Consider the following 25,568-nt stretch of genomic DNA (forward strand, 5'->3'; position numbering starts at 1 on the left):
CCTGCTCTTATGGGCAAAGCCGGTCTCTGGGCGCCTGGCACGCGAAACCACTATCCGAATTGCAGGATGATTGTGGCACGGGTTGTTGGCAAGAAAAACTGACAAATAGACGCATTCGATCAGCATCTTGTGTCCGACGCTTGCCGAGGTGCGAGGATTCGATGGTCGATGACCTTGATTGCGCGAAGCCGTGAGGCGTCAGGCTCTCGCCGGCAGCAACCGGTCGCATTGCCGCTGGACTGCCCAGTAACATTCGCGGGAGGTTTTCCGCAAACCATCGATATCCGTAATTTCGATTTGGCCGCCGCTGTAGTTGACGATGCCCGCCTGCCGAAACGCATGCGCCACGATCGAAACCGCGTTACGCCGCGCGCCGATCATTTGCGCGAGGAATTCCTGGGTCAGCGGCAACCCTTCGCTGTCGCACAAACCGCGCGCGCGCAACAGCAGGCGCGACAAGCGCGCTTCGACCGAATGTGAGGCATTGCATGCCGCGGATTGCTGGGCGTGCGCGGACAGAGCCTGCTGATGTCGAGCCAGGAGATTTCGAAGCGTGCTGCTCCGGCCGGCGGCGACCCGAAGATCCTCCGCTTTGAGAACGGAGGCATTAGTCAATGATACTCCCCTATCGAGGGCTGCGGAGACGCCGACAACGCTGTCGCGGCCGACCATCGCAACTTCCACCGCCTGCCCTTGCGAAGGGCTGACCATCATCGCAACGGCGCCGCTGTGGGGCAGGTAGACCTGTTGTACCGGTGCGCCGGCTTCGACCAGAACGGCTTCGTTGGCCAACTCGACGGTTTCGAGACGCGGATGCAATGACAGGAATTCCGCCGTAGGCAGAACCTGCAACAGGCGATTGGGAGGGCGCGATATCGCTGGCATTTCTTCTCCAACCGAAGGCGGGAGCTCAACTGGACTCAGCGTCCCCTCGCTCACGGATTTGGAGTGACGATAGCCGATGGCGGCGAAGCCGGACTTCGCGCACTCGAGGACAGCCTCTTCGACCTGATGATTGTCGACATCTTCATGCCGCACATGCGCGGCTTCGAGTCGATCAGGATATTCCACGAACGCGCGCCGAGAATTCCGCTGGTTGCGATGTCGGGATACGCCTTTGCAAACCTCGACGCGCCGGCGCCGGACTTCCTGCGAATGGCTCTCGATCTCGGCGCGATGCGATGCCTGTGCAAGCCGTTCACGCCGGTCGCATTGCTGACGGTGGTCAACGAATGCCTTGCCGAAGGCCGATTGCGTTACGCAGACGCCATGCCGTCGAGATAGCGAGCACCGCAAGAGCCGTTGCGGAGCCGAGCATATGCCTCGGCCGCAGGCGCCGGTAAGACTCTGTTCACCATAACCACATCGATTGGGCTTTTGCGGCCGCATTATCGCGTTCGAGTATTTTTACGAGGCACCAAGTTAACGAATGGGTAGCGTGTAAGGAAGAGGGTGGCACGTCGCCCGAATGTGGCGGCGTTGCGTCAGTTGTGTTCATCCAGAAGGGTAATCCAAATGTCAGGTATTGTTCTCTCCGCGTCGGTTCGTCAGAACCTCCTCTCGCTGCAAGACACCGCCGCGCTCTTGTCCACCACCCAGAATCGTCTGGCCACCGGTAACAAGGTTAATTCGGCTCTCGACAATCCCACCAACTTCTTCACCGCGCAGGGCCTCAACAACCGTGCCAGCGACATCAACAACCTGCTCGACAGCATCGGTAACGGCGTGCAGGTGCTGCAGGCGGCCAACACCGGCCTCACCTCGCTGCAGAAGCTGGTCGATACCGCCAAGTCGATCGCCAACCAGGTGCTGCAGGCGCCCGCCGGCTATACGGCGAAGTCGACGGTTACTTCGGCAGCAGCCATCGCTGGCACCGCGGCCAATCTGGTTGACGGCACCGATATCAAGAGCGGTCAGACTCTCAGCGTCGCCGCAAACGGGGAACTCCCGGCAGTCACCGTCACCTTCGGCGCCACCGAGACACTCGACCAGCTCAACACCGCTTTGGCGGCCGGCGGCGTGACAGCCAGCCTGGACAGCTCCAACAAGCTCGTCCTCACCACAACCAACGACTATGCCGGGCAAACGATCGGTGCGGTTACCGTCGGTTCAACTCCCGGTACTACGACGTTCGGAGCCGCAGTCGCGCCGGTCGCCGATGCGGCCTCGCAGGCCATTCGCGCCAGCCTGGTGGGCCAGTACAACAACATCATCACGCAGATCACGACGACGTCGCAGGACTCCTCGTTCAACGGCATCAACCTGCTGAATGGTGACAACCTCAAGCTGACCTTCGACGAAACCGGCAAGTCCACGCTCAACATCACCGGCGTCACCTACGACGCGGCCGGCCTCGGCCTTGGTTCGCTGACCACGGGCACGGACTTCCTGGACAACGCCTCAGCCAACGCGGCGCTCACCAAGCTCAGCTCGGCCAGCACCACGCTCCGCACCGAAGCGTCGGCCTTGGGTTCGAACCTGTCCGTCGTGCAGTTGCGTCAGGACTTCAACAAGAACCTGATCAACGTGCTGCAGACCGGCGCGTCCAACCTGACGCTGGCCGATTCCAACGAGGAAGCGGCCAACAGCCAGGCGCTGTCGACCCGCCAGTCGATCGCGACGTCCGCGCTGGCGCTGGCCAACACCTCGCAGCAGAGCGTGCTGCAGCTGCTGCGCTGATCTTTCGAAAGAGACTATCAAGCAAGGCGGCGGGGGAAACCCCGCCGCTTTTTCGTTGTGGGGCCGCGATCAGGCGAAGCCCCTGGTGGCAAACGTTGTGGGCACGCCTCGGGTAAGAACGCGTTAACCAAACAACTTAAGCCGGCATTAACCTTAATTTAAAGGAAACCGAGTAGTGCTGGGGAGGTAAAATTACGGAAGGGTCAGTGATATGTCCGGTATTGTTCTTTCGGCGGCAGTTCGCCAGAACCTGCTCTCGTTGCAGTCTACCGCGGAGCTTCTCTCCAGCACCCAGAACCGTCTGGCTAGCGGCAAGAAGGTCAACACCGCGCTCGACAATCCGACCAACTTCTTCACCGCGCAGGGTCTCGACAACCGAGCCAGCGACATCAACAACCTGCTCGACAGCATCGGCAACGGCGTGCAGGTGCTGCAAGCGGCCAACACCGGCCTCACTTCGCTGCAGAAGCTGGTCGATACCGCCAAGTCGATCGCCAACCAGGTCCTGCAGACCACCACCGGCTATACGGTGAAGTCTTCGGCGACGAGCCTGGCGCCGGCCGGCGCAGGCGCGTTGGGCGTTGTTGGTACTGCCGCAGACTTGACCGTTGGCGGCACGAATTCGCTCAACGCCAAGACCTTCATATTTACGCCGGCCACTGGCGCCGCCACCACGATCACGCTCGGCACCGGCGCCGGCAACGTCAACTCAATCAATGCTTTCAATACTGCGTTGTCCGCCGCCGGCCTTGGATTGACGGCATCATTCGCCAGCGACGGCTCCATCACGCTCACGTCCGTCAACGACAATGCAAGCCAGACGCTGACAACGGGCGCAGCCGCAGCCGCGGACAACATTGCAATCGGCGGCACCGATACAGCGACCCTTGTCACTCCGGCCGGTGGCGCCGCGGGCCAGCCACTTGCCGATGCGAACTCGCAGGTTACGCGTGCCAATCTGGTGAACCAGTACAACAACATCATCGCGCAGATCACGACGACGTCGCAGGACGCTTCGTTCAACGGCATCAACCTGCTGTTCGGCGACGACCTGAAGCTGACCTTCAACGAAACCGGCAAGTCCACGCTCACCATCCCCGGCGTCACCTACGATGCGGCCGGCCTCGGCCTTGCTCCGCTGACCGCGGGTACCGATTTCCTGGACAACAGCTCGGCCAACGCGGTGATTGCCAAGGTGAGCGCTGCTTCAGACCAGTTGCGGTCGGAAGCCTCGGCGCTCGGTTCTAACCTGTCGATCGTGCAGATCCGCCAGGACTTTGCCAAAAACCTGATCAACGTGCTGCAGACCGGCTCGGCCAACCTGACGTTGGCTGACACCAACGAAGAAGCGGCCAACAGCCAGGCGCTGTCCACCCGGCAGTCGATTGCGGTGTCGGCGCTTGCGCTGTCCAACCAGAGCCAGCAGAGCGTGCTGCAGCTGCTGCGCTGAGCCCGGCTTCGAAGGCAACGATCCAGGCGGCGGGGAAAACCCCGCCGCCACGCTCGATTCCAAATCCCTGAACACCGGATGGCGGCTTGCGTGCCGCGCATCTGCACGAACGACGTTGCCAAGGCGTCGTGAACGGTCGCGCTTGCGCGCGCCTGTCTGAAAGTGACCTTCTGCAATCATCATCCTGTATCGGGCCGCGAGGCGAGCGGGCGTGTTCGTTCTCCGTATTAGCACGGATAGCGAAATTAACGAGGTCGTGAAGCCCTGAAGGTATCCCTTGAGGGCGACCGTTACACGAATTTGGAAGGCGTGCTCAGATGGATGATCTTCTGCGGGAGTTCCAGACGGAAACCAACGAGAGCCTGGATGCGGTCGACAATCAGTTGGTGAAGTTCGAGCAGGACCCCAGCGACGCCAAGATTCCGGATAACATCTTCCGTCTGGTTCACCCCATCGGCGAGGCTCTCAGGTTGCCCGACGACAGCCGCGAGGAAAACCCCGTCAATCTCGATCCCCGCATGGCCAAACTGGCCGGCGGTGTCCACAGACTGGACGGACAGCTCATGGTCGTCCTCGATGTCGATCGCGTCCTCGAAATCGTGCCCAAGACCGCGCTCGCGGCATAACTCCGATTGGCATCCGCCGCTCGTCAAAGAAGGAGCCTGGAAATGAAAACGTGCCTCGTTGTCGATGATTCCAGCATAGTGCGAAAAATCGCACGCCGTATCCTGGAAGGGCTCAATTTTCAGGTCATCGAAGCCGAAGACGGTGTGGATGCTCTGGTCGTCTGCAAACGTGCCATGCCGGAAGCGGTGCTGCTCGACTGGAACATGCCCGTGATGGACGGCTACCACTTCCTTAGTCATCTGCGCCGTATGCCCGGCGGCGATGTGCCCAAGGTGGTATTCTGCACCACCGAGAACGGCATCGACCATATCACGCGCGCGATCGACGGAGGTGCCAACGAATACATCATGAAGCCATTCGACAAGGATATCATCGTTGCCAAATTCCAGGAAGTCGGCCTGATCGAATTGGCAGAACCGACATCCGTCTAGAATCTTGTCCGCTTGCCCTTGAGAGGCCCCCAGTGAACCCGCCCGACTACGAGTATCTGCGTAAGCTCCTGAAGGATAATTCCGGTCTCGACCTGTCCGCAGACAAGCAATATCTGATCGAAAGCCGCCTGCTTCCGCTGTCGCGCAAATGCGGGCTGCCCGGCATCAGCGAACTCGTGCAAAAAATGAAAGGCGGCTCGGCTTCCATCATCGCCCAGGTGGTCGAAGCCATGACCACCAACGAGACCTTCTTCTTTCGCGACAAGGTGCCGTTCGAGCATTTCCGCGATTCGATCATGCCCGAGATGCTGAAGGCAAGGGCGGCTCGCAAGAGCATCCGGGTCTGGTGCGCTGCCGGTTCGACCGGACAGGAGCCGTATTCGCTGGCCATGTGCCTGAAGGAAATGAGCGCGGCCACCGCCGGCTGGCGCATCGAGATCCTCGCTACCGACCTCTCCCAGGAGGTGCTCGAGAAATCCAAGGCAGGTATCTACAGTCAATTCGAGGTTCAGCGCGGCCTGCCGATTCAAATGCTTGTCAAATATTTCAAGCAAAACGGAGAGCTCTGGCAGATCAACGCCGACATCCGCGCCATGGTTCAGCATCGGCAGCTGAATTTGCTGCACGACTTTTCCCAGCTCGGGGTTTTCGACGTCATCTTTTGCCGCAACGTTCTGATCTATTTCGACCAGGAGACCAAGATCAACATCTTCAACCGTCTCGCCAGGACGATGGAGCCGGACGGCTTCCTGGTGCTGGGTGCGGCGGAAACGGTCGTCGGTCTGACGGATGTGTTCAAGCCGTTTCCGGACAAGCGCGGTCTTTACCAGCCAAGCGGCGCCCGGCCGGCATCCGGGGCGGGCGCTTTGGCGATGCCAAAGATCGCAGCGATGGCGGGACATTGAGGGATGACAGAGGAAAGCAAGGGAACGGAACGGGTCACCTTCAGCCGGGGTTATGACGTTTGCATCATGGCCATCGACGGAACCTGGCGCCGGGACTGTCAGCTCAACGCCATCTCGGACAACGACGCAACGCTGACCGTGGAAGGCTCGATCCAGGGCCTCAATCTCAAGGAGTTCTTTCTTCTGTTGTCGTCGACGGGCCTGGCCTATCGCCGATGCGAACTGGTCCGCGTCAATGGCACGGACATGGATATTCGGTTCCTCAGGGGCAAGAACGGCAAAAAGCCGCGCGCCGCGTCAAAAAAAGACGAGTTGACGGCCTGAGGCCATCGCGCCGGTCCGCCCCCAGCCGCGCCAGGAACGCCCCGTCGCAAACCGACGCCAGCCGTCGGCCGACCTCAACGAGAAAGCGGTTGCACGCCGATGCGCCCTCAGGGCGCCGTTATCCGCTTACGCACGGACCACCGAAAGCGCCGGCGGGCTTGCCGCGAACGCTTCCGCGACGTGCATCGATGTCCCGGAATCAAGCAGGAAATGAAGGGTCATGCCAAGGCTTGCGTCGCAGGCTTTCAAAGCCGCGCTCGCCTGCGCGTAGCAAGGCGTCACGTCATCCGGCACGATGAGGTTGGGGGCAGCGTCATGATTGCCGGGGGAGGTTTCGCCGGCGACCGCCAATTCGATCAGCTTCAGGCTCGCCTGGACATGCCCGAGCAGGGAGACAAGGTCCGACAGGACCAAACGGTAGGCGTGATCGCCGGGCCGAATTTCGCTGCCGTCGCGTGCTGCGTTCTGCATAAGTGCACTCCTCACTCTACTTTTTAGGTGTGCGCTGCTACTTGTGCGTTAAGCCGTCGTCCCGTACAAATACGGGTGCGTTCTGATCCGGGTATCGCGTCAAGTATCCTGATTCAGGTGGGCGTCACGTTTCACCACTCATGGACGATGACATATGGCTGAAAAGCCCGACTCCCGCGGGGAGATCTTTGTAGTCGACGACGATCCCGCCGTTCGCGACACGCTTTCGATGGTGCTGTCGGCCGGCGGCTACGAGGTGATCTGCTTTGCGGACGGTGCCGCATTGCTCGCGGTGGCAAGGACACGGACGCCGTCCTGTATCCTGCTCGATGTCCATATCCCCGGAAAATCCGGCCTCGACATTCTGAAGGAGCTTCACGGCGAGGACTATCCCGCTCCGATCTTCATGATCTCCGGCCAGGGCGACATCACCATGGCGGTCAGCGCCATCAAGAACGGCGCGCTGGACTTCATTGAAAAGCCGTTCCGCGGCAGCGAGATCGTCACCCGGCTGAACGAGGCGATCGAGGCCTATGCCCGGCGGCACGCGCAGGACTCCGCGTCCCGGATCGCGTCGCTGCATTTTCCCGGACGTGAACCGCTGACGCGGCGCGAGCGTGAGGTGCTGGAACAGTTCACCGCCGGCGCTTCCAACAAGGAAGCCGGCCGCCAGCTCGGGATCAGCCCGCGCACGATCGAGGATCACCGCGCCAACATCATGAAAAAGCTGGGGGCACGGAATGCCGCCGATCTGGTCCGGATCGTGATGACCAGCTCGCGCCAGGCCTGATCCTCCACCGTCATGCCCCGCTTCAAGCGTGGCATCCAGTAATCCATGTCGCTCGTTATTCACACAAACGCGCGCCACGGAGTACTGGATCGCCCGGTCGTCCAGTGTGAGACGCGCTTCGCGCTTGCCGGGCTGAGACGCGCTTCGCGCTCTTGCCGGGCGACGACAAGCAGCGAAACGGTCGACGAAATCTAGTCGGCGAGCGCTTTGCGGATCATGATGGCCATATCCGATTTGCGATAGGGCTTGGCGAGCAGCAGCACGCCTTCGTCGAGCCGGCCATGATGGATGATCGCGTTTTCCGTATAGCCGGAGGTAAACAGAACGTTCAACGCGGGCTTGACCTTCAACATCTCGTCGGCGAGCTGGCGGCCATTGAGGCCGGGCATGATGACGTCGGTGAAGAGCAGATCGAATTCATGACCGGCGTTGACAATCGCCATCGCCTCCGTCGCATTCGCCGCGTCGAGCGTGACATAGCCGAGCGAATGCAGTTGCGTCAGCACGTAGTCCCGCACCAGCTTGTCGTCCTCAACGACAAGGATCGTTTCGTGTCCGCCCACCATAGTCGGTGCCGGCGCCGTCGCGACCGGCGCTGACTCGCCGGCGGCCGGCGGCAGATACATCTTGACCGTGGTTCCGTGGCCCTCCTCGCTGTAGATCTTGATGTGGCCGGCCGACTGCTTGATGAAGCCGTAGACCATACTCAAGCCGAGGCCGGTACCCTTGCCGGGACGCTTCGAGGTGAAGAACGGATTGAACACCTTGTCGAGGATCGCCGCCGGAATGCCGCTGCCGGTATCGCTGACCGCGATCATGGCGTAGGGGCCCGGCCGCACGTCGCCATGGGTCCTGGTGTAGTTCTCATCGAGCACGACCGTGCCGGTTTCGATGATCAGCTTGCCGCCACCGGGCATGGCGTCGCGGGCGTTGAGGGCGAGATTGAGGATTGCGGTGGCGAGCTGATTGGGATCGACGATCGCCAGGCAGGCTTCGTCTTCGAATACCGATTCGATCTCGACCTGCTCGCCGAGCGTTCGCTGCAGCAGTCTGGCGGTCTCGATGATCAGCGTGTTGACATCGGTTTCCTTTGGCTCGAGCGGCTGTTTGCGGGCGAACGCCAGCAGATGCTGGGTGAGATCCGCGCCGCGCGTCGCGGCTTCGTCGATCATCCGGGTGATGGCGGCGAGTTGCGGCTCGCCCTTGACGGCATCGGCCAGGATTTCGATCGTTCCGGTGATGACGGTCAGGATATTGTTGAAATCATGCGCGATGCCGCCGGTGAGCTGGCCGACGGCTTCCATCTTTTCGGATTGTCTGATCCGGTCCTCGGCGGCGATCTTGTCGGTGAGGTCGCGGATGAACCCGTTGAACACGAAGCCGTCGCGGCGCCTCAGTTCGGTGACGCTCAGCTCGACCTTGATTTCTTTTCCGTCGCGCCTGAGCGCCTCGACCTCGAAGCGGCGGCCGAGGATTGGGCCTTCTCCGGTGCGCAGGAAGCGCTCCATGCCGGACTTGTGGGCGTCGCGGTTGATCTCCGGAATGATCAGTTCGCCGAGTTTCGCTCCCACCGCTTCGGTGCGCGACCACCCGAATAGCCTTTCCGCCTGGGAGTTCCAGTCCAGGATCGCGCCCTGCTCGTCCAACTGGACGAAGGCGTCGAGCGCGGTATCGATGATGCCGCGCGCCAGCTGCTCGCTTTCGCGCAGCGTCTCCTGCGCCAGCCGGCTTTCGGTCATGTCGCGGCCGACAAAGAAGAAGCGTTTCACCGGTTCGGACCAGACCCCGAGCCAGGACAGCCACACCTTCCGTCCGTCCTTGTGGACGCACCGTGTGTCCGCAATCTTCGGACGCTCCCCGCGCCGCAGGGCGCGCATCTCCTCGCGCGAGTTCTCCAGGTGGCCGGGATCGATGAAGTCGACCCCGGTGCGGCCGATCATTTCATTTGGCGAATAGCCCAATATGGTTTCACAGCCCGGGCTGATCTGAACCAGGGACCCCCTTGAATCCATCACCATGATCAGGTCCTGCGACGTTTCGAAAATGCGCCGCAGTTCTTCGGCTTGCTGTCGCAGCGTCTGCTGGGTGCGGTTTCGTTCGGTAACGTCGCGGATGAACCCGTTGAACACAAAACCATCGCGGGTCCTCAGCGCGGTGATGCTCAATTCCGCGGTAAATACCGTTCCGTCGCGCCGTTTGATCTGGACTTCACGGCGCGGCTGCTGGACCTGCTCCCGCCCGGAAAGCAGGAAGCGTTCCAGAGCTACTCTCACGGGGCCGGGCCCATCTTGCCGGCCCATCAATTCGAATACATTCTTCCCAAGCACGTCCTCGCGCGGCCATCCGAGCATGATCTCGGCTTGCGGATTCCAGTCCCGGATGATGCCGCGCTGATCGACCTGGACGAAGGCGTCGATCGCGCTGTTGATGATGCCGCGCGCCAGTTGTTCGCTCTCGCGCAAGGTTTCCTGCGCCTGCTGGCTTTCGGTCATGTCGCGGCCGATATAGAAAAATCGCCTGACCGGCTCGGACCACACCCCCATCCATGACAGCGTTACGACTCTGCCGTCCTTGTGGACGCAACGCGAGCTGAAGTTGCGCGTTCGTTGCCCGCGCCGTTCCGCGCGGACTTCCTCGTTGGACCTCGCGATATCCTCGACATAGGTGAATTCGAGCGCGTCGCGACCGACCATTTCCTGCGGCAAGTATCCCAGGATGGATTGGGAACTGGGGCTCACCTGAACCAGAATGCCGCTGGCGTCCATCACCAGGATCAGATCCTGAGAGGTCTCGAAGATCCGGCGGCGCTCCTCGGCCTGTTGCCGGAGCGCCAGTCTGGTCTTGTTGCTGTCGGTAATGTCGCGGGCGACCTTCGATATGCCGATGGTCGCCCCCGAGGGGGCCTTGATCGGGGATATGCTGAGCGAGACCTCGACCAGACTGCCGTCCTTTCGCAAACGCACGGTCTCGTTGTGCTCGATGCTTTCGCCCCAGCCGATCCGGCGCACGGTGTCCTGCACCTCCGACAGCCGATCGGCGGGGATGATGAGGCTGATGTTCTTGCCCGCCGCTTCTGCCGCGGCGTAGCCGAACAGGCGTTCCGCGGCCGAGTTCCAGCCGGTTATCGTGCCGTCGAGCGACATCGTAATGATGGCGTCGTTGGATGATTCGACCGCGGCGCTGAAAAGGCGCTCGCGCTCCGCATGGTGGTCGCGTGCCGCGACCGTACGACGATGCTCCTCGACTTCGCGTTCGAGCGCGACGGTCTTGGCGTTCGCTTCCTCCATCACATGCGCGAACGCGCGCGCGAGTACGCCGGTCTCGCCGCCCGCGGCGACGGGAATGGCGGCCATGCCATCCCGGGGGGCCGCTTCGACAGCCCGGGTCAACTCGACGATCGGCCGGGTCAGCGACCGCGCGATCAATAGCGCCAGCGCCGCGGCGCAGAGCACCGCGATCAACCCGACAAGTATCGAACTATTCTGGATCGCCGCCGCCGGCGCCATGAAGGCGGCGTTCGGCACCGCTTCGATGACCGCGACCCACTCGCTGCCGGACAGCACGGCTGGCGCGAACGCCACGGCGCTCGGCGGCGCGGCCTGATCGGGTATGATGCGCGCGAAACCTTGCGCCGCGCCCAGCGATGCAGCCAAATACGGCATGTCGCGCCGCCAGTCGGTCGGAGCGCCTAGTTGCGAGCCGAATTCGTGCGAGCGATCGGGGTGAACCAAATAGTCGCCCCTGCCGTCGACGACATACACTTTTTCGCCCGGCCGCACCGATGACCGGACGCGGTCGAGCGCGGGACGCATGTCGACATTGACGATGACGATCCCGAACGGCTTGCCGTCGGCTGCCAGAACCGGCTTGGCGATCCGCAATATCGCCGCGTGCGGCGTTTCGATGACACCGTTCTCTTCGCTGAAGCTGACCGGCGAGACGTATATTTCATCCGCGGCCAACTTGATCGTGTCCCGGAAATAAGGCGCATCGCCGACCCGCTTCAGCTCTGCTTCCGGGACGATGCGCACCGCGCCGTTCGGTCCGGAGCGGTCGACGCGAACGATTTCCCTGTGACCGTCCGCTACCCCGATAAAGCGCAGCGAATAGGCCGGCTTGAGCGCCATCTGGGCGGCCAGCCGGCCCGCCAGCCGTTCGCGCCAAACCGCCTCGGTGGTTTGATCGACGGGATCGATCCCGCCATTGAGACGCGCGCGCATCAAGCCGGCGACCGCCGCCAGGCCTTGAAAGGTGGTGATGTCGCCGTGGCCGCTGCGAACGTGGGAATCCAGTTCGGCGGCGATGAAACGCGAATGCGTCTCGATCCGATCCAGCACACGTGGCAGCAGCGCCTGTTCCAGGTTGCGATAGCTCAGCCATCCGACCGCGGATACCGCGATCGCGACCAACGCAATCATCGCGATGGCAAGCCTGGTTGTGAGCGTCATTTTGGCTGTGGCGGCCCCCCGTTCGCCTCAGGCAATGAGCCGGACGAAACGCAACAATGCTATTTCGCATTAGGGGCTGGAGGCAACACCACTGGCGGGCCGGGATGAGGCCGACAGACGCTTTGCTGCTTCAAGGCACCCCGCCACGGCCGCCAGCAGCTCCGCCGGCTTGAAAGGCTTTTGCAACTGCGAGACAGCCCCGAGCTTCATTGCCATGGTCAGGAAATCCGGGCCTGAATCCGAGGGCATCGGCCGGCCGGAGATCACGACGATCGGAGTGAGCGGCTTGTGCTGATGCACCAGCCGCATCGTCTCGAACCCGTCCATTCCCGGCATGAAGATGTCGAGAAACAGCAGGTCGAAATCGCCGGATTCGAATTGCGCCAACCCGTTGCGGCCATCGCTGGCAGTGACAACGCTGTGCCCGGCGCGTTCGAGCAGCAGGCGGATGGTCAGTTGCACGGCGCTGTCGTCGTCCACAATCAGGATCTTCGCCAACTCAGCCTTCTCCAGCCTGGAATCACGCCAAGGAACCACGCCAAGGAACCACGCCAAGGCAGATTCTGCGAATCTACCTTCAGGTGCAACCTGTTCCTGCCACAGGCGTTCCGTCGGAACAGTTAAAGCGCTACGTCAAATTCGCGTCATATGCATGGTTGTGGGCAGACGGGATCGTGGGCGATGCAGCGGCAAATCGGATTAGGCGCAAATTCTTGCAACAGGTGCGCCGGTCCGCCTTCGCAAGCGGCGCGACTGAGTTCGGTCAATCGCTGAGATATTCCGGATGGCGCGCGCGAATCTGCGCGAGCTCGCTGAGCGTGCCCGACAGATGGGTCCGCAGATACTTCTGCGCCTCGTCGGGTTCGCCGGCGCCGATCGCTTTCGCAATCAGCTTGTGATGCCGCACGATATCCTGCGCCTTGCCGGGCGACGGCAGATGAAGCCGGCGCAGCCGGTCAATATGCCCGCTGCGGCTCTTCACCAGCACCCAGATGTCCTGCTTGTCGCAGGCCGCATAGAGCTGGGCATGAAACTCGTTGTCGGCGGCCATGAACTTTTCGAAGTCGCCGGCCTTGGCGAATTGCTGCTGCAGCGCAATGGTCCGGTTGAGGTCGGCGGCAACCGCGGCATCATGGCTGATGGCGAGCCCGCGCACGATTTCCAGCTCGACGGCCTGCCGCAGGAAATGCGCCTGCTGGGCCAGCCGCACATCGACCCGGCTGACCACCGTGGCGTATTGCGGGAAGACGTCGACCAGGCCCTCTTCCTCGAGCCGCATCAACGCGTCGCGGATCGGCGTCGAGCTGACTCCGAACTGCTCCGCCAGTGCGGCGCGCGACAGTGGCGATCCCGGCGGCAATTCGAGTGAAATGATCATCCCGCGCAGGCGCTCGAATACTTGCGGCGCGGCCTGGCGGTCGCGGTCGAGTCGCCCGAGCGAGCGCTGGGCGGTGCGGCGGGAGGCGACGCGCGGTGAGTCCATCAAACAGCCGTCGGATCGAAAGGGACTTGCATCAAATGCACTAATGCATTAGTGCATTTCCGAAACCTCAAGTCAACAGGTTCCACCGCCGGAGGAAGCTCAATGAACAGGATGATGTGGCGCAGTTGCGCAGGCGCCATCGCCGCACTCGGTGTCGCGCTGTCGGGTTTGCCGGCGTCGGCGCAGCAGAAGACCGAAATCTCGCTGTCGCGGCAGCCCGGCATTTTCTACATGCCGACCCACATCATCGAGAAGCAGAAGCTGATCGAGAAGCACGCGGCGGCGCTCGGCGTGCCCGGCATCACCACCAAATGGATCACCTTCTCCGGCGGCGGGGCGCAGACCGATGCGCTGCTGGCCGGCGGCGTCGATATCCTCAACACCGGGACCGGCAATCTGCTGCTGCTGTGGGACCGCACCCGCGGCGGCGTCAAGGGCATCGTCGCCTGCTCGGCGCAGCCGATGACGCTGATCAGCCGTGACGCCAACATCAAGTCGATTAGGGATTTCGGCCCAGGCGACAAGATCGCGGTGCCGACCGTGAAGATTTCGACCCAGGCGATCGTATTGCAGATCGCGGCCGCCGAAGCCTTCGGCGCCGACCAATGGTCGAAGCTGGATGCCAACACCGTGCAGCTCGGCCATCCCGATGCCTATGCGGCGCTGTCGAATTCGAAGCACGAGGTCCACAATCACTTCTCGATCCCGCCGTTCACGTTCCTCGAGATGAAGAACGTGCCCGGCGCCCATGTGGTGCTCAACTCACCCGACGTGATGGGCGGGCCGCTCAGCCAGGCGCAGTTCTTCACTACGACAAAATTCGCCGACGCTAATCCGAAGATCATTCAGGCGGTGCGCGACGCCACCAAGGAGGCGCAGGACCTGATCCGCAACGACACCAGGACGGCGGTCGAGATCTACAAGGAAGTTACCGGCGACAAGACCAGCGTCGAGGATCTGTTGGCATGGCTCAAGGAACCCGGCATGATGGAGTGGAATCTCGAGCCGCAGGGCACGATGAAGTTCGCGACCCATCTGTTCAAGACCGGGACGCTGAAATCCCAACCCAAGGCATGGACGGATTACTATCTGCCGGTCGCACACGATCTGAAAGGCAGCTGAAGCAGATGGCGCCGCTCCTCGATGTCAGTGACGTGACCCTGCGCTACAAGACTTCCAGCGCGGTCGTTACCGCAACCGAGCGGGTCTCCTTCTCGGTCGATCGTTCCGATCGCTTCGTGCTGCTCGGTCCCTCCGGCTGCGGCAAGTCGACTTTGTTGAAGGCGGTCGGTGGCTACATGACGCCGAGCGAAGGCAAGATGCGGATCTCGGGGCGTGAGATATCAGAGCCCGGCGCCGACCGGATGATGATCTTTCAGGAGTTCGACCAGCTGCTGCCGTGGAAGTCGGTGCTGGAAAACGTGATGTTTCCGCTGCTGATGACGCGGCGGCTGCCGAAAAAGGAAGCCGAAGCCCGCGCCCGCGCCTATATCGAGAAAGTCAGCCTCACCCGCGTCGTCGACAGCTATCCGCATACGCTGTCCGGCGGCATGAAGCAGCGCGTCGCGATCGCGCGCGGCATGGCGATGGAGCCCGATATTCTCTTGATGGACGAACCGTTCGCGGCGCTGGATGCGCTGACGCGGCGGACCTGCCAGGACGAATTGCTGCAGCTCTGGGCCGAAACCAAGTTCACCGTCTTGTTCGTCACCCATTCGATCGCGGAAGCGATCAAGATCGGCAACCGGATTCTGCTGCTGTCGCCGCATCCCGGCCGGGTCAAGGCCGAGGTCGTCGATGTCGATCAGATCTCGGGTGAGGACGGCAGCGCCGCCCGGCTGGAAAAGCAGATCCACGATCTGCTGTTCGCCGATACGGCGACCGCACATTAGGGAGCGCGCGATGGGCGAAGCGAGAATTTTGCTGCGCGACGACGCCGCGGCAACGGCGGTTCCGGCGGAGGTCGAGCGCAAGCTGGCTGTGCTGGAGCTGGTGTGGAACGACGGCTTCGTCCGCAAGGCCGCGATCATCATTTTTCTCGCGGTGGTATGGGAAGCCTACGGCGCGTTCCTCGACAATCCGCTGCTGTTCCCGACCTTCCATGACACCATCATCACGATGTTCGAAAAGGTGCGCGACGGCACCATTCCGTTGCGGGCGTGGGCGTCGCTGAAAGTGCTGTTCATGGGGTATGGCGCCGGGATCGTGCTCGCCGCCATCTTCACCATTCTGGCGATCTCCACCCGGATCGGGACTGATTTCCTCGAAACCGTCACGGCGATGTTCAATCCGCTGCCGGCGATCGCGCTGCTGCCGCTGGCCTTAATCTGGTTCGGCCTCGGCAATGGCAGCCTCGTCTTCGTGCTGATCCATTCGGTGCTGTGGCCGGTCGCGCTCAATACCCATTCCGGTTTCAAGAGCGTATCGAATACGCTGCGCATGGTCGGCCGCAATTACGGCCTGCGCGGGCTGCCCTATGTCGCGCGGATCCTGATCCCGGCCGCGTTCGGCTCGATCCTCACCGGCCTGAAGATCGGCTGGGCATTCGCCTGGCGCACGCTGATCGCCGCAGAACTGGTGTTCGGCGTTTCGTCGGGGCAGGGCGGGCTCGGCTGGTTCATCTTCGAGAACCGCAACCTGCTGGACATTCCTGCCGTGTTCGCCGGCCTGTTGACGGTGATCGTGATCGGCCTGATCGTCGAAAACCTGATCTTCCGCACCATCGAACGCAATACCGTCCAGAAATGGGGCACCCAGTCATGACCGGCAAGAACAAGACCCCCGATCAACTCCGCAGCGCGCGCTGGTTCGCGCCCGACGATCTCCGCGCCTTCGGCCACCGCTCGCGCGCGATGCAGATGGGCTATGCGCCGGAGGAGTGGAAGGGCCGCCCCGTGATCGCGATCCTCAATACCTGGTCGGACGTGCAGCCCTGTCACATGCACTTCAAGAGCCGGGTCGATGACGTCAAGCGCGGCATCCTGATGGCCGGCGGCTTTCCGGTCGAATTGCCGGCGCTGTCGCTGTCGGAATCGCTGCAGAAGCCGACCACCATGCTCTACCGCAATCTGCTGGCGATGGACGCCGAGGAACTTTTGCGCGGCCATCCCGTCGATGGCGTGGTGCTGATGGGCGGCTGCGACAAGACCACGCCGGGCCTGTTGCTGGGGGCCACCAGCATGAACCTGCCGACGATCTATCTTCCGGCGGGGCCGATGCTGCGCGGCAACTGGAAGGGCAAGACGCTGGGCTCCGGCTCGGACGCCTGGAAATACTGGGATGAGCGCCGCGCCGGGAAAATCTCCGACAAGGACTGGGTCGATGTCGAGGCCGGCATCGCCCGCAGCTACGGCACCTGCATGACCATGGGCACCGCCTCGACCATGACCGCGATCGCCGAATCGATCGGCATGACGCTGCCGGGCGCGTCGTCGATTCCGGCCGCCGACGCGGGTCACATCCGCATGAGCTCGGAATGCGGCCGGCGCATCGTCGAGATGGTGTGGGAGGATCTGACCCCGCAAAAGATCCAGAGCCGCAAGGCGTTCGAGAACGCCATCACGGTGGCGATGGCGATGGGCTGTTCGACCAATGCGATCATCCATCTGATCGCGCAGGCGCGCCGCGCCGGCCAGGACATCGGGCTCGACGATTTCGAGATTGCGAGCCGCAAGGTGCCCGTGATCGCCAATGTGCGGCCCAGTGGCGATACCTATCTGATGGAGGATTTCTTCTATGCCGGCGGATTGCCGGCGCTGATGAGCCGGATCAAGCCGCATCTGCATCTCGATGCGATGACCGTGACCGGCAAGACGCTCGGCGAAAACATCGCGCGCGCCGAAGTCTACAATGATGACGTGATCCGCACGGTCGACAATCCGATCTATGCCGAGGGTGCGCTCGCCGTGCTCCGGGGCAATCTCGCGCCGGATGGCTGCGTGATCAAACCCAGTGCCTGCGAGCCGCGCTTCCTCAAGCACACCGGGCAGGCCCTAGTGTTCGACGATTATCCCTCGATGAAAAAGGCGATCGACGATCCCGATCTCGACGTTACCGCCGATCATGTGCTGATCCTGCGCAACGCCGGCCCGCAAGGCGGTCCAGGCATGCCGGAATGGGGCATGCTGCCGATCCCGACCAAACTGGTGAAGCAGGGCGTGCGCGACATGGTGCGGCTGTCGGACGCGCGCATGAGCGGTACCAGCTACGGCGCCTGCATCCTGCACGTGTCGCCGGAAGCCTATATCGGCGGACCGCTGGCGCTGGTGCGCAACGGCGACCGCATCACGCTCGATGTCGCCGCGCGCACCATCAATCTCGATGTGCCGGAGGCCGAGCTGGCAAAACGCCGCGCCGAATGGAAGCAGCCGGAGCGCCGCTTCGAGCGCGGCTATGGCTGGATGTTCACCAGGCATATCAAACAAGCCAATGAAGGCTGCGACTTCGATTTCCTCGAAACCGGCTTCGGCGCGCCGGTCGGCGAGCCGTCGATTTATTGACCCCGTCATTCCGGGATGGTCCGAAGGACCAGACCCGGAATCTCGAGATTCCGGGTTCGCGCTTCGCGCGCCCCGGAATGACAAACAAACCGGGATAAAACCAATGTCAAAACTCAGCGAAGCAACCCGCAACAAGCTCAAGACCGTTTCCACCGCGACGGTGGCGACTGCGCTGTTCAAGCGCGGCTTTCGCATCCAGATGATCCAGGATGTGCATCCGCTCGGCCCCGACCAGCCGACCCTGGTCGGCGAGGCCTTTACGCTGCGCTACATGCCGGCGCGCGAAGACCTCAACAAGATCGACGTATTCCGCGACCGCGCCCATCCGCAGCGCAAAGCGATCGAGGATTGCCCGGTTGGCGCGGTGCTGGTCATGGATAGCCGGAAAGACGCCCGCGCGGCCTCCGCCGGCGCCATCCTGGTGACGCGATTGATGAAGCGCGGCTGCGCCGGTGTCATCACCGACGGTGGTTTTCGCGATTCCGCCGAGATCGCCAAGCTTGGCTTCCCCGCCTATCACCACCGGCCCAGCGCGCCGACCAATCTGACGCTGCATCAGGCGATCGAGATCAACGTGCCGATCGGCTGCGGCGACGCGCCGGTGTTCCCCGGCGACGTCATTTTGGGCGACAGCGACGGCGTGATCGTGATCCCCGCGCACCTTGCCGACGAGATCGCCGACGAGACCGTCGAGATGACCGCGTTCGAGGATTTCGTCACCGAGCAGGTGCAGAGCGGCCGCTCCATTCTCGGGCTCTATCCCGCGACCGATCCGCAGACGCTGGTCGATTTCGCAGCTTGGCGGAAGGCGAACAAGCGATAAGATTCCCCGGACACGCCGAAAAGTACAAGACCGCTCTAACGATAAAGGAACACGCCATGCTGATGTTCAACAATCTGATCGACGGCGAGTGGATTTCGGACGGCGTGCGGTCGCCCAACGTCAATCCGTCGGATACCAATGACGTTGTAGGCCAGGCCATACGCGGCACCCGCTCGCAGGCCGATGCTGCGGTCGCCGCCGCCAAGGCGGCATTCCCGGCATGGTCGCGCGCGACGCCGCAGCTCCGCTATGACATCCTGAAAAAGGCCTCGGACGAGATTCTGGCGCGCAAGGATGAACTCGGCCGCCTGCTGTCGCGCGAGGAAGGCAAGACGCTGCCGGAGGGGATCGGCGAGGTCGCGCGTGCCGGACAGATTTTTGCGTTCTTCGCCGGCGAATGCCTGCGCATGGCCGGCGAGAAGCTGGCCTCGGTGCGCCCCGGCATCGACATCGAGATCACCCGCGAGGGGCTCGGCGTCGTCGGGCTGATCACGCCGTGGAATTTTCCGATTGCCATTCCCGGCTGGAAGATCGCGCCGGCGCTGGCCTATGGCAACACCGTCGTGATCAAGCCTGCTGATCTGGTGCCGGGCTCGACCTGGGCGCTGGTCGATATCCTGCATCGCTCAGGCCTGCCGAAGGGTGTGCTCAACCTTGTGATCGGCCGCGGCTCCGAGGTCGGCGCTGCGCTGCTCGAGCATCCCGATGTTGCCGCGATCAGCTTTACGGGCTCGGTCGCAACCGGCCACAAGGTTGCCGCTTCCTGCGTCGCCTCGCGGCCGATGAAGAAATTCCAGCTCGAGATGGGCGGCAAGAATCCACTGGTCGTGCTCGACGATGCCGATTTGAAGGTCGCGGTGGAATGCGCCGCCAACAGCGCGTTCTTCTCCACCGGCCAGCGCTGCACCGCCGCCTCGCGGCTGATCGTCACCAAGGGCATTCACGACAAATTTGTCGCCGCGCTCGCCGAGCGCATCAGCGGGCTGAAGATCGACGACGCCGTGAAAGCCGGCACCGACATCGGCCCGGTGGTCGATCAAAGCCAGCTCGATCAGGACCTCAAATACCTCGCGATCGGCAAGGAAGAGGGCGCCAAGCTCGCTTTCGGCGGCGAGCGCCTCAAGCGCGACGCGCCCGGCTTCTACCTGCAGCCGGCGCTATTCACCGAGGTGACCTACAATATGCGGATCGCGCGCGAGGAGATTTTCGGGCCGGTCGCGTCCGTCATTCGCGTCAACGATTATGCGGAAGCATTGGCCATTGCCAACGACACCGAGTTCGGCCTGTCCGCCGGCATCTGCACCACCAGCCTGAAATATGCCAGCGACTTCAAGCGCAACGCCGAAGCCGGCATGGTGATGGTCAATCTGCCGATCGCCGGCGTCGACTATCACGTGCCGTTCGGCGGCCGAAAGGGCTCCAGCTTCGGACCGCGCGAACAGGGCAAATACGCGGCGGAATTCTATACGACGATCAAGACCGCCTACACGATGCCGTAACCTGCCGGAGCGTTGCGCGAATCCCTCTTCGTGAACTCGCTCCGCAAGAGCGGGGCGAGGGGGCAGCTCACACCTCGCTTTTGTCCGCCAATCCCACCGCCCACAGCGCGAACGCATAGGCGATCGCGACTTCGTCGAGGCGATTGAACCGGCCCGACGCGCCGCCATGGCCGGCGCCCATGTTGGTCCGGAGCAGCACCGGGCCGCCGCCGGTCATAGTCGCGCGCAACCGTGCGATCCATTTGGCCGGCTCCCAATAGGTGACGCGGGGATCGGTCAGCCCGCCCATCGCCAGAATCGCCGGGTAGTCCTTCGCCGCGACATTGTCGTAGGGCGAGTACGACAAAATGGTGCGAAAGTCCGCTTCGCTCTCGATCGGGTTGCCCCATTCCGGCCATTCCGGCGGCGTCAGCGGCAGGGTGTCGTCGAGCATGGTGTTGAGCACGTCGACGAACGGTACTTCGGCGACGATGCCGGCGAATAATTCGCCGGCGCGGTTGGCGACCGCGCCCATCAGCATGCCGCCGGCGCTGCCGCCATGGCCGACGATGCGTTTCACGCCGGTGTATTTGGCTTCGATCAGCGCACGGCCGGCAGCGGCAAAATCATCGAACGAGTTCGTCTTCTTCTCGCGCTTGCCGTCGAGATACCAGCCCCACCCCTTGTCCGCGCCGCCTCTGATATGCGCGATCGCATACACAAAGCCGCGATCGACCAGCGACAGCCGGTTGGCGGCAAACGACGCAGGCATCGCCATGCCATAGGAGCCGTAGCCATAGAGCAAGAGCGGCGCGCGGCCGTCGCGCACGAGGTCCTTGCGGTGCAGGATCGAGACCGGGACTTTTGCGCCGTCATGCGCGGTCGCCATGATCCGCGTGGTGACGTAATCGGCCGGGTCGTGGCCGGAGGGAATCTCCTGGCGCTTGCGCAACACCCGCGTTCGCGTCGCCATATCGTAGTCATAGACTTCCGACGGCGTCGTCATCGACGAATACGAAAACCGCAAATTCGTGGTCTCGAATTCATAGCCGCCCATGGTGTCGAGCGAATAGGCCGCCTCGTCGAAGGCGATGGCGTGCTCTTCGCCCGAATTGAGGTCGCGGATGATGATGGCGGGCAGCGCATTGGCGCGCTCCAGCCGCACCATATGGTCGGCGTAAAGCTCGACATCGAGCAGATAGATGCCTTCGCGATAGGGGATCAAATCGCGCCAGTTGGCGCGCTCGGGCGACGCCAGCGGCGCGGTGGCCACCTTGAAGTCGATCGCGCCATCGGCGTTGGTCAGGATGAACAATTGGTCGCCGCGGTCGTTGACCGAATATTGCACGCCTTCCTCGCGCGCCGCGACCACGCGCGGCGGCGCCTCGGGATCGGCGAGGTCGATCAGCCGCTGCTCCGAGGTTTCATGGTCGCCGCCCGCGATCACGCAGAACCGGCCGCTGGAACTCTCATGCAGATGGGTGAACCAGCCGGAATCATGCTCCTCATAAACCAGCACGTCGTCGGCCTGTTTGGTGCCCAGCCGATGACGCCAGACCTGCATCGGACGATGATTGTCGTCGAGCCTGACGTAGAAGAAGCTCTTTGCGTCCGTGCTCCAGACCACGCCGCCGTCGGTCTCCTCGACGAGATCGCCAAGGTCGGTGCCATCGGCCCAGTCGCGCACGCGAATGGAAAAATATTCCGAGCCTTTGGTGTCGGCGCTCCAGGCATGCAGCCGGTGATCCGGCGAATGGCGCGCGCCGCCGAACTTGAAGTAGTCGTGGCTGGCCGCAAGCTGGTCGCCATCGAGCACGATTGTCGCCTCGCCGCCATCGCGTGGGCAGCGGCCGAACAGTTCGTGCTGCCCGCCCTCGCGGAACTTGCGCAAATAGGCGTAAGGGCCGTCCGGCGCGGGGACGCTGGAATCGTCCTCCTTGATCCGCCCGCGCATCTCCTTGACCAGCTTCTTCTGCAGCGATGCGGTGTGGCCGAGCAGGCTTTCGGTGTAGTCGTTTTCGGCTTCCAGATATTTTCTTATATCCGCGTCCAGGATCGAGGGGTCGCGCAGCACCTCCTGCCATCTGGCGTCCTTCAACCAGGCATAATCGTCCGTCACCGTGATGCCGTGGGTGGTGAAGGAATGCGGGCGGCGCGGGGCCACCGGCACGGGCTTTGAAGGCGTCTTGGTTGCTGCTTGGGTCACTCAATCCTCGTTCTGATGCGCGTGAATCGAAATGTGCGCGTGATACCTCGCCCCGCTTGCGGGGAGAGGTCGGCGCGAAGCGCCGGGTGAGGGGGACTCTCCACGAGTCACGCTCGCGGAGAGTCCCCTCACCATAGCCGATGCTTCGCATCGGCGTCCTTCGTTAATAACGGCGGCCGAGGCCGCCTATGCCCTCTCCCCGCAAGCGGGGCGAGCGAGAAGAGCCGGTCGTCGCTTATATCGGCTCGAATGCGCGGATTGCCAGATGTAGCGTGGTTACCAAACCGCAGGGTTGTTGGCCGCCGCGTTGTATGGTTAGGCTTTTGGGAACGCCAGAGAAAGGCCTGATGCTCTTCAATTCCTATCCCTTTATCTTCCTGTTCCTGCCGGTCGTCCTGCTTGGCTATTTCGCGCTGGGCCGGCTTGGCAATCTCGCCCCCGTGATCTGGCTGGCGCTGGCGTCGCTGGCGTTCTACTCGTTCAGCAATTGGCAATTCGTGGCGCTGCTGGTCGGCTCGGTCGCGTTCAATTACGGCATCGGATATTTGCTGATCGCACGGAAGTTGCGGCCGCCGCTGCGCTTCGTGGTGCTCACGGCCGGGGTCGCCGGCGATTTGCTCGTGCTCGGCATCTTCAAATATGCCGGCTTTCTTGCCGCCAATTTCAACGCGCTGTTCTCCACCGGGATCACCCTCCACATCCTGCTGCCGGTCGGCATTTCCTTCTATACCTTTACGCAGATCGCGTTTCTGGTCGACGCCTACCGGGGTAACGTCGCGCGCTACGCGTTGCCGCATTACGCGCTGTTCGTCACTTATTTTCCGCATCTGATCGCGGGACCGATTCTCCATCACAAGGATATGATCCCGCAATTCGAGCGCGCCGAGACCAAGCGCCCGGACGCCCATCTGATCCTGTGCGGCCTGATCATCTTCGCGATCGGCCTGTTCAAGAAGACCTGTCTCGCCGACGGCATCCAACCGCTGGTCAGCCTCGCGTTCGGCCCGAACGCGCCGAGCTTCGATCAGGCCTGGATCGGCGCGCTGGCCTACACCTTCCAGCTCTATTTCGATTTCTCCGGCTATTCCGACATGGCGATCGGAATATCGCTGATGTTCGGCATCTTTCTGCCGCTGAATTTCAACTCGCCCTACAAGGCCCGAAACATCATCGATTTCTGGCGGCGCTGGCACATGACGCTGTCGCAGTTCCTGCGCGACTATCTCTACATACCGCTCGGCGGCAACCGGCACGGCCGCATCCTGCGCTACGTCAACCTTCTCATCACGATGCTGCTCGGCGGCCTCTGGCACGGCGCCGCCTGGACCTTCGTCGCCTGGGGGGCACTGCATGGCGCCTATCTCTGTATCAATCACGCCTGGAACAATTATGGACCCAAACTCGCGCCCCGGTTTGAGCCTTTGACGAGATACGCAGGGTCCATTCTGACGTTCCTGGCCGTCGTCATCGCCTGGGTGTTCTTCCGGGCCGACAGCATCGACACCGCGCAGTACGTGTTGTCGAAAATGGCCGATCCCGCCCATATCGCATTCGGCAAGGGCGAGATGGCCTATGCGTTGTTCGTCGCGATCTACGCCATGGTGGTCTGGTTCGCGCCCAACACGCAAGAGATCATGGGCTACGACCACGCGAAGCGAACCGTTGGTGAGAAGCTGCGCGGATTGCGGATGCGACCCTTGTTCCTCTATGCCAGCGCCGCGGTGCTCGCTTTCGGGATTCTCGGAATCCAGCAGCACAGCGAATTCATCTATTTCAGATTCTGATGAGCGCCTCAGCCAAGCGCCTGATCCAGTTCTTGAGCGCGGCCGTCGCGATTATTCTGCTGGCCGCGGCGCTCAACTTCGTCGTCGATCCCCTGCAATACTTCCGCCCCGCGCGGCTGTTTGCCGCGATGTATTCGCCGGATAGCCGCATGCAGGACGCCGGCCTGATCCAGAGCCAGCCATTCGACACAATATTCATGGGGACGTCGCTGGCGATCCATTTCCGGCAAAGCGATATCGACAGGATCGTCGGCGGCCGCTCGCTGAAGTTGTCAATGACTGGGTCGAATTCGCACGAGCAGAGCTTTGTGCTGGCGGCGGCGATGGCGCGCCACCCCAGGCGGGTGATCTGGCAAATGGACGACTGGATCTTTCGCGATGCGCCGGAGATCGATGCGGACATCTTTCTTCCGGCCGATCTCTATCGCCGCAACGCCAAGGGCATCGCAAGCTATCTCTTCAGCGGCGCCATGGCGCGCGAATCGCTGTGGATTCTGGCGCGCTCGATCCCGCCGCTTGAGCCTGTTGTCGCGCGGCTGACCAACGGCGTCATATTCAAATTCCCGATCTCCCGGGTTGACGACATCAATACGCTCCGGCCCGATTTTGACGCGGCGGGATTTTACAACGCGCAAGCGTCGATCGCAGCCTTCAGGCGCATCACCGATCCGGTGCGCAGTTCCTACCTCGCCGAAGGTTTCGACTATGATGCGATGGTGAAGACGTTCGAACGTGACGCCATTGGCCTGATCGAGAAAAATCCGGACGTGAAATTCGATATCTATTTCCCGCCCTACTCGATCCTGCAATTCGTGGCGATGCGGGACGCCTCAGTGGCGACGCTGAAGATCGTCTACGATTTCAGCGCCTATGCGTTTCCACGCCTGACGCAGTTTCTCAACGTCACCCTGCACGATTTCCGCGTCGTGAAGGAAGTCACTCACGATCTCGGCAATTACGGCGACGTGATCCACCATTCACCGGCGGTCGACCTGAAGGTGCTGTCGTGGCTGGCGAGCGGGCAATATGTCGTCGACCGCGCCGCGCCGCTGGCGTCGCTGCAGCAGCTGAAGGCGCAGGTCGAGGCTTACAGGATGGAAAAGCCCTGACAGCGGACATCATCCTGAGGAGCGCGCTCTTGCGCGCGTCTCGAAGGATGAGCGGAAAGAT

The 25,568-nt window shown here is 62.4% G+C and carries 21 protein-coding genes and 1 pseudogene; 16 read left to right on the forward strand and 6 right to left on the reverse strand.

All coding sequences use genetic code 11. The features are described from left to right. Window positions 1–198: 198 nt before the first annotated feature. Window positions 199–885 carry a Crp/Fnr family transcriptional regulator gene (locus V1289_RS22365; protein WP_334398875.1) on the reverse strand — a complete coding sequence of 229 codons (687 nt, stop codon included), beginning with the start codon at window positions 883–885 and terminating at the stop codon, window positions 199–201. A gap of 63 nt (window positions 886–948) precedes the next feature. On the opposite strand from V1289_RS22365, the gene V1289_RS22370 reads away from it, so the two are divergent. From V1289_RS22370 to V1289_RS22400, 7 genes and pseudogenes are all read left to right on the forward strand, one after another. Continuing rightward, window positions 949–1,284 carry a response regulator gene (locus tag V1289_RS22370; RefSeq protein ID WP_334398876.1) on the forward strand — a complete coding sequence of 112 codons (336 nt, stop codon included), beginning with the start codon at window positions 949–951 and terminating at the stop codon, window positions 1,282–1,284. Window positions 1,285–1,515: 231 nt separating this feature from the next. Beyond that, entirely contained in the window at window positions 1,516–2,679 is a 1,164-nt protein-coding gene (locus V1289_RS22375) for a flagellin N-terminal helical domain-containing protein (RefSeq protein WP_334398877.1), read from the forward strand. A 211-nt stretch (window positions 2,680–2,890) separates the two neighbouring features. Next, window positions 2,891–4,129, forward strand: a complete 1,239-nt coding sequence (locus V1289_RS22380) for a flagellin N-terminal helical domain-containing protein (RefSeq protein ID WP_334398878.1) — start codon at window positions 2,891–2,893, stop codon at window positions 4,127–4,129. Between the two features lie 440 nt (window positions 4,130–4,569). Continuing rightward, window positions 4,570–4,755 (forward strand): annotated as a pseudogene (locus V1289_RS22385) (chemotaxis protein CheW); the annotation flags it as partial. A 42-nt stretch (window positions 4,756–4,797) separates the two neighbouring features. Next, window positions 4,798–5,187 carry a response regulator gene (locus V1289_RS22390; RefSeq protein ID WP_334398879.1) on the forward strand — a complete coding sequence of 130 codons (390 nt, stop codon included), beginning with the start codon at window positions 4,798–4,800 and terminating at the stop codon, window positions 5,185–5,187. Window positions 5,188–5,219: 32 nt separating this feature from the next. Then, a complete protein-coding gene (locus V1289_RS22395) occupies window positions 5,220–6,092 on the forward strand; it encodes a CheR family methyltransferase (RefSeq protein ID WP_334398880.1) in 873 nt (290 codons plus the stop codon). A 3-nt stretch (window positions 6,093–6,095) separates the two neighbouring features. Next, window positions 6,096–6,416: a PilZ domain-containing protein gene (locus tag V1289_RS22400; protein ID WP_309181161.1), complete on the forward strand. Its 321-nt coding sequence runs from the start codon at window positions 6,096–6,098 to the stop codon at window positions 6,414–6,416. Between the two features lie 126 nt (window positions 6,417–6,542). On the opposite strand, the gene V1289_RS22405 is transcribed toward V1289_RS22400, so the two are convergent. Beyond that, a complete protein-coding gene (locus V1289_RS22405) occupies window positions 6,543–6,887 on the reverse strand; it encodes a hypothetical protein (protein ID WP_334398881.1) in 345 nt (114 codons plus the stop codon). A 154-nt stretch (window positions 6,888–7,041) separates the two neighbouring features. Between V1289_RS22405 and V1289_RS22410 the strand changes: the two genes are divergently transcribed. Continuing rightward, window positions 7,042–7,677 (forward strand): response regulator transcription factor, encoded by a 636-nt coding sequence (locus V1289_RS22410; protein WP_309181163.1) that lies wholly within the window; start codon window positions 7,042–7,044, stop codon window positions 7,675–7,677. A 191-nt stretch (window positions 7,678–7,868) separates the two neighbouring features. Here V1289_RS22410 and V1289_RS22415 read toward each other — a convergent pair whose 3' ends face one another. The 3 genes from V1289_RS22415 to V1289_RS22425 all read right to left on the reverse strand — a co-directional run bounded on the left by V1289_RS22415 (window position 7,869) and on the right by V1289_RS22425 (window position 13,608). After that, the gene (locus V1289_RS22415; protein WP_334398882.1) at window positions 7,869–12,125 is read right to left on the reverse strand and encodes a PAS domain S-box protein; all 4,257 of its coding nucleotides are present in this window, start codon (window positions 12,123–12,125) and stop codon (window positions 7,869–7,871) included. Window positions 12,126–12,194: 69 nt separating this feature from the next. After that, window positions 12,195–12,623 carry a response regulator gene (locus V1289_RS22420; RefSeq protein WP_309181165.1) on the reverse strand — a complete coding sequence of 143 codons (429 nt, stop codon included), beginning with the start codon at window positions 12,621–12,623 and terminating at the stop codon, window positions 12,195–12,197. Window positions 12,624–12,888: 265 nt separating this feature from the next. Next, complete coding sequence (locus tag V1289_RS22425; RefSeq protein ID WP_334398884.1) at window positions 12,889–13,608, reverse strand: GntR family transcriptional regulator; 720 nt, start codon at window positions 13,606–13,608, stop codon at window positions 12,889–12,891. A 114-nt stretch (window positions 13,609–13,722) separates the two neighbouring features. On the opposite strand from V1289_RS22425, the gene V1289_RS22430 reads away from it, so the two are divergent. The 6 genes from V1289_RS22430 (at window position 13,723) to V1289_RS22455 (ending at window position 20,429) form a co-directional block, all read left to right on the forward strand. Beyond that, on the forward strand, window positions 13,723–14,730 hold the full coding sequence (locus V1289_RS22430; protein ID WP_442896193.1) for an ABC transporter substrate-binding protein: 1,008 nt from the start codon (window positions 13,723–13,725) through the stop codon (window positions 14,728–14,730). 5 nt (window positions 14,731–14,735) lie between these two features. Beyond that, on the forward strand, window positions 14,736–15,500 hold the full coding sequence (locus tag V1289_RS22435) for an ABC transporter ATP-binding protein (protein ID WP_334398886.1): 765 nt from the start codon (window positions 14,736–14,738) through the stop codon (window positions 15,498–15,500). A 10-nt stretch (window positions 15,501–15,510) separates the two neighbouring features. Then, on the forward strand, window positions 15,511–16,371 hold the full coding sequence (locus V1289_RS22440) for an ABC transporter permease (protein WP_334398887.1): 861 nt from the start codon (window positions 15,511–15,513) through the stop codon (window positions 16,369–16,371). Then, complete coding sequence (araD, locus tag V1289_RS22445; protein ID WP_334398888.1) at window positions 16,368–18,107, forward strand: L-arabinonate dehydratase; 1,740 nt, start codon at window positions 16,368–16,370, stop codon at window positions 18,105–18,107. The genes V1289_RS22440 and araD overlap by 4 nt, the downstream gene beginning before the upstream one ends. A 103-nt stretch (window positions 18,108–18,210) precedes the next feature. Continuing rightward, the gene (locus tag V1289_RS22450; RefSeq protein WP_334398889.1) at window positions 18,211–18,930 is read left to right on the forward strand and encodes a ribonuclease activity regulator RraA; all 720 of its coding nucleotides are present in this window, start codon (window positions 18,211–18,213) and stop codon (window positions 18,928–18,930) included. A gap of 56 nt (window positions 18,931–18,986) precedes the next feature. Beyond that, entirely contained in the window at window positions 18,987–20,429 is a 1,443-nt protein-coding gene (locus V1289_RS22455; protein ID WP_334398890.1) for an aldehyde dehydrogenase family protein, read from the forward strand. A 67-nt stretch (window positions 20,430–20,496) separates the two neighbouring features. On the opposite strand, the gene V1289_RS22460 is transcribed toward V1289_RS22455, so the two are convergent. Then, window positions 20,497–22,614, reverse strand: a complete 2,118-nt coding sequence (locus V1289_RS22460; RefSeq protein WP_334398891.1) for a S9 family peptidase — start codon at window positions 22,612–22,614, stop codon at window positions 20,497–20,499. Window positions 22,615–22,961: 347 nt separating this feature from the next. Between V1289_RS22460 and V1289_RS22465 the strand changes: the two genes are divergently transcribed. Further along, window positions 22,962–24,398 carry an MBOAT family O-acyltransferase gene (locus V1289_RS22465; protein WP_334398892.1) on the forward strand — a complete coding sequence of 479 codons (1,437 nt, stop codon included), beginning with the start codon at window positions 22,962–22,964 and terminating at the stop codon, window positions 24,396–24,398. Further along, entirely contained in the window at window positions 24,398–25,507 is a 1,110-nt protein-coding gene (locus tag V1289_RS22470; protein WP_334398893.1) for a hypothetical protein, read from the forward strand. The genes V1289_RS22465 and V1289_RS22470 overlap by 1 nt, the downstream gene beginning before the upstream one ends. Window positions 25,508–25,568 lie beyond the last annotated feature (61 nt).

Source organism: Bradyrhizobium sp. AZCC 2289 (assembly GCF_036924615.1).
GTDB lineage: Bacteria > Pseudomonadota > Alphaproteobacteria > Rhizobiales > Xanthobacteraceae > Bradyrhizobium.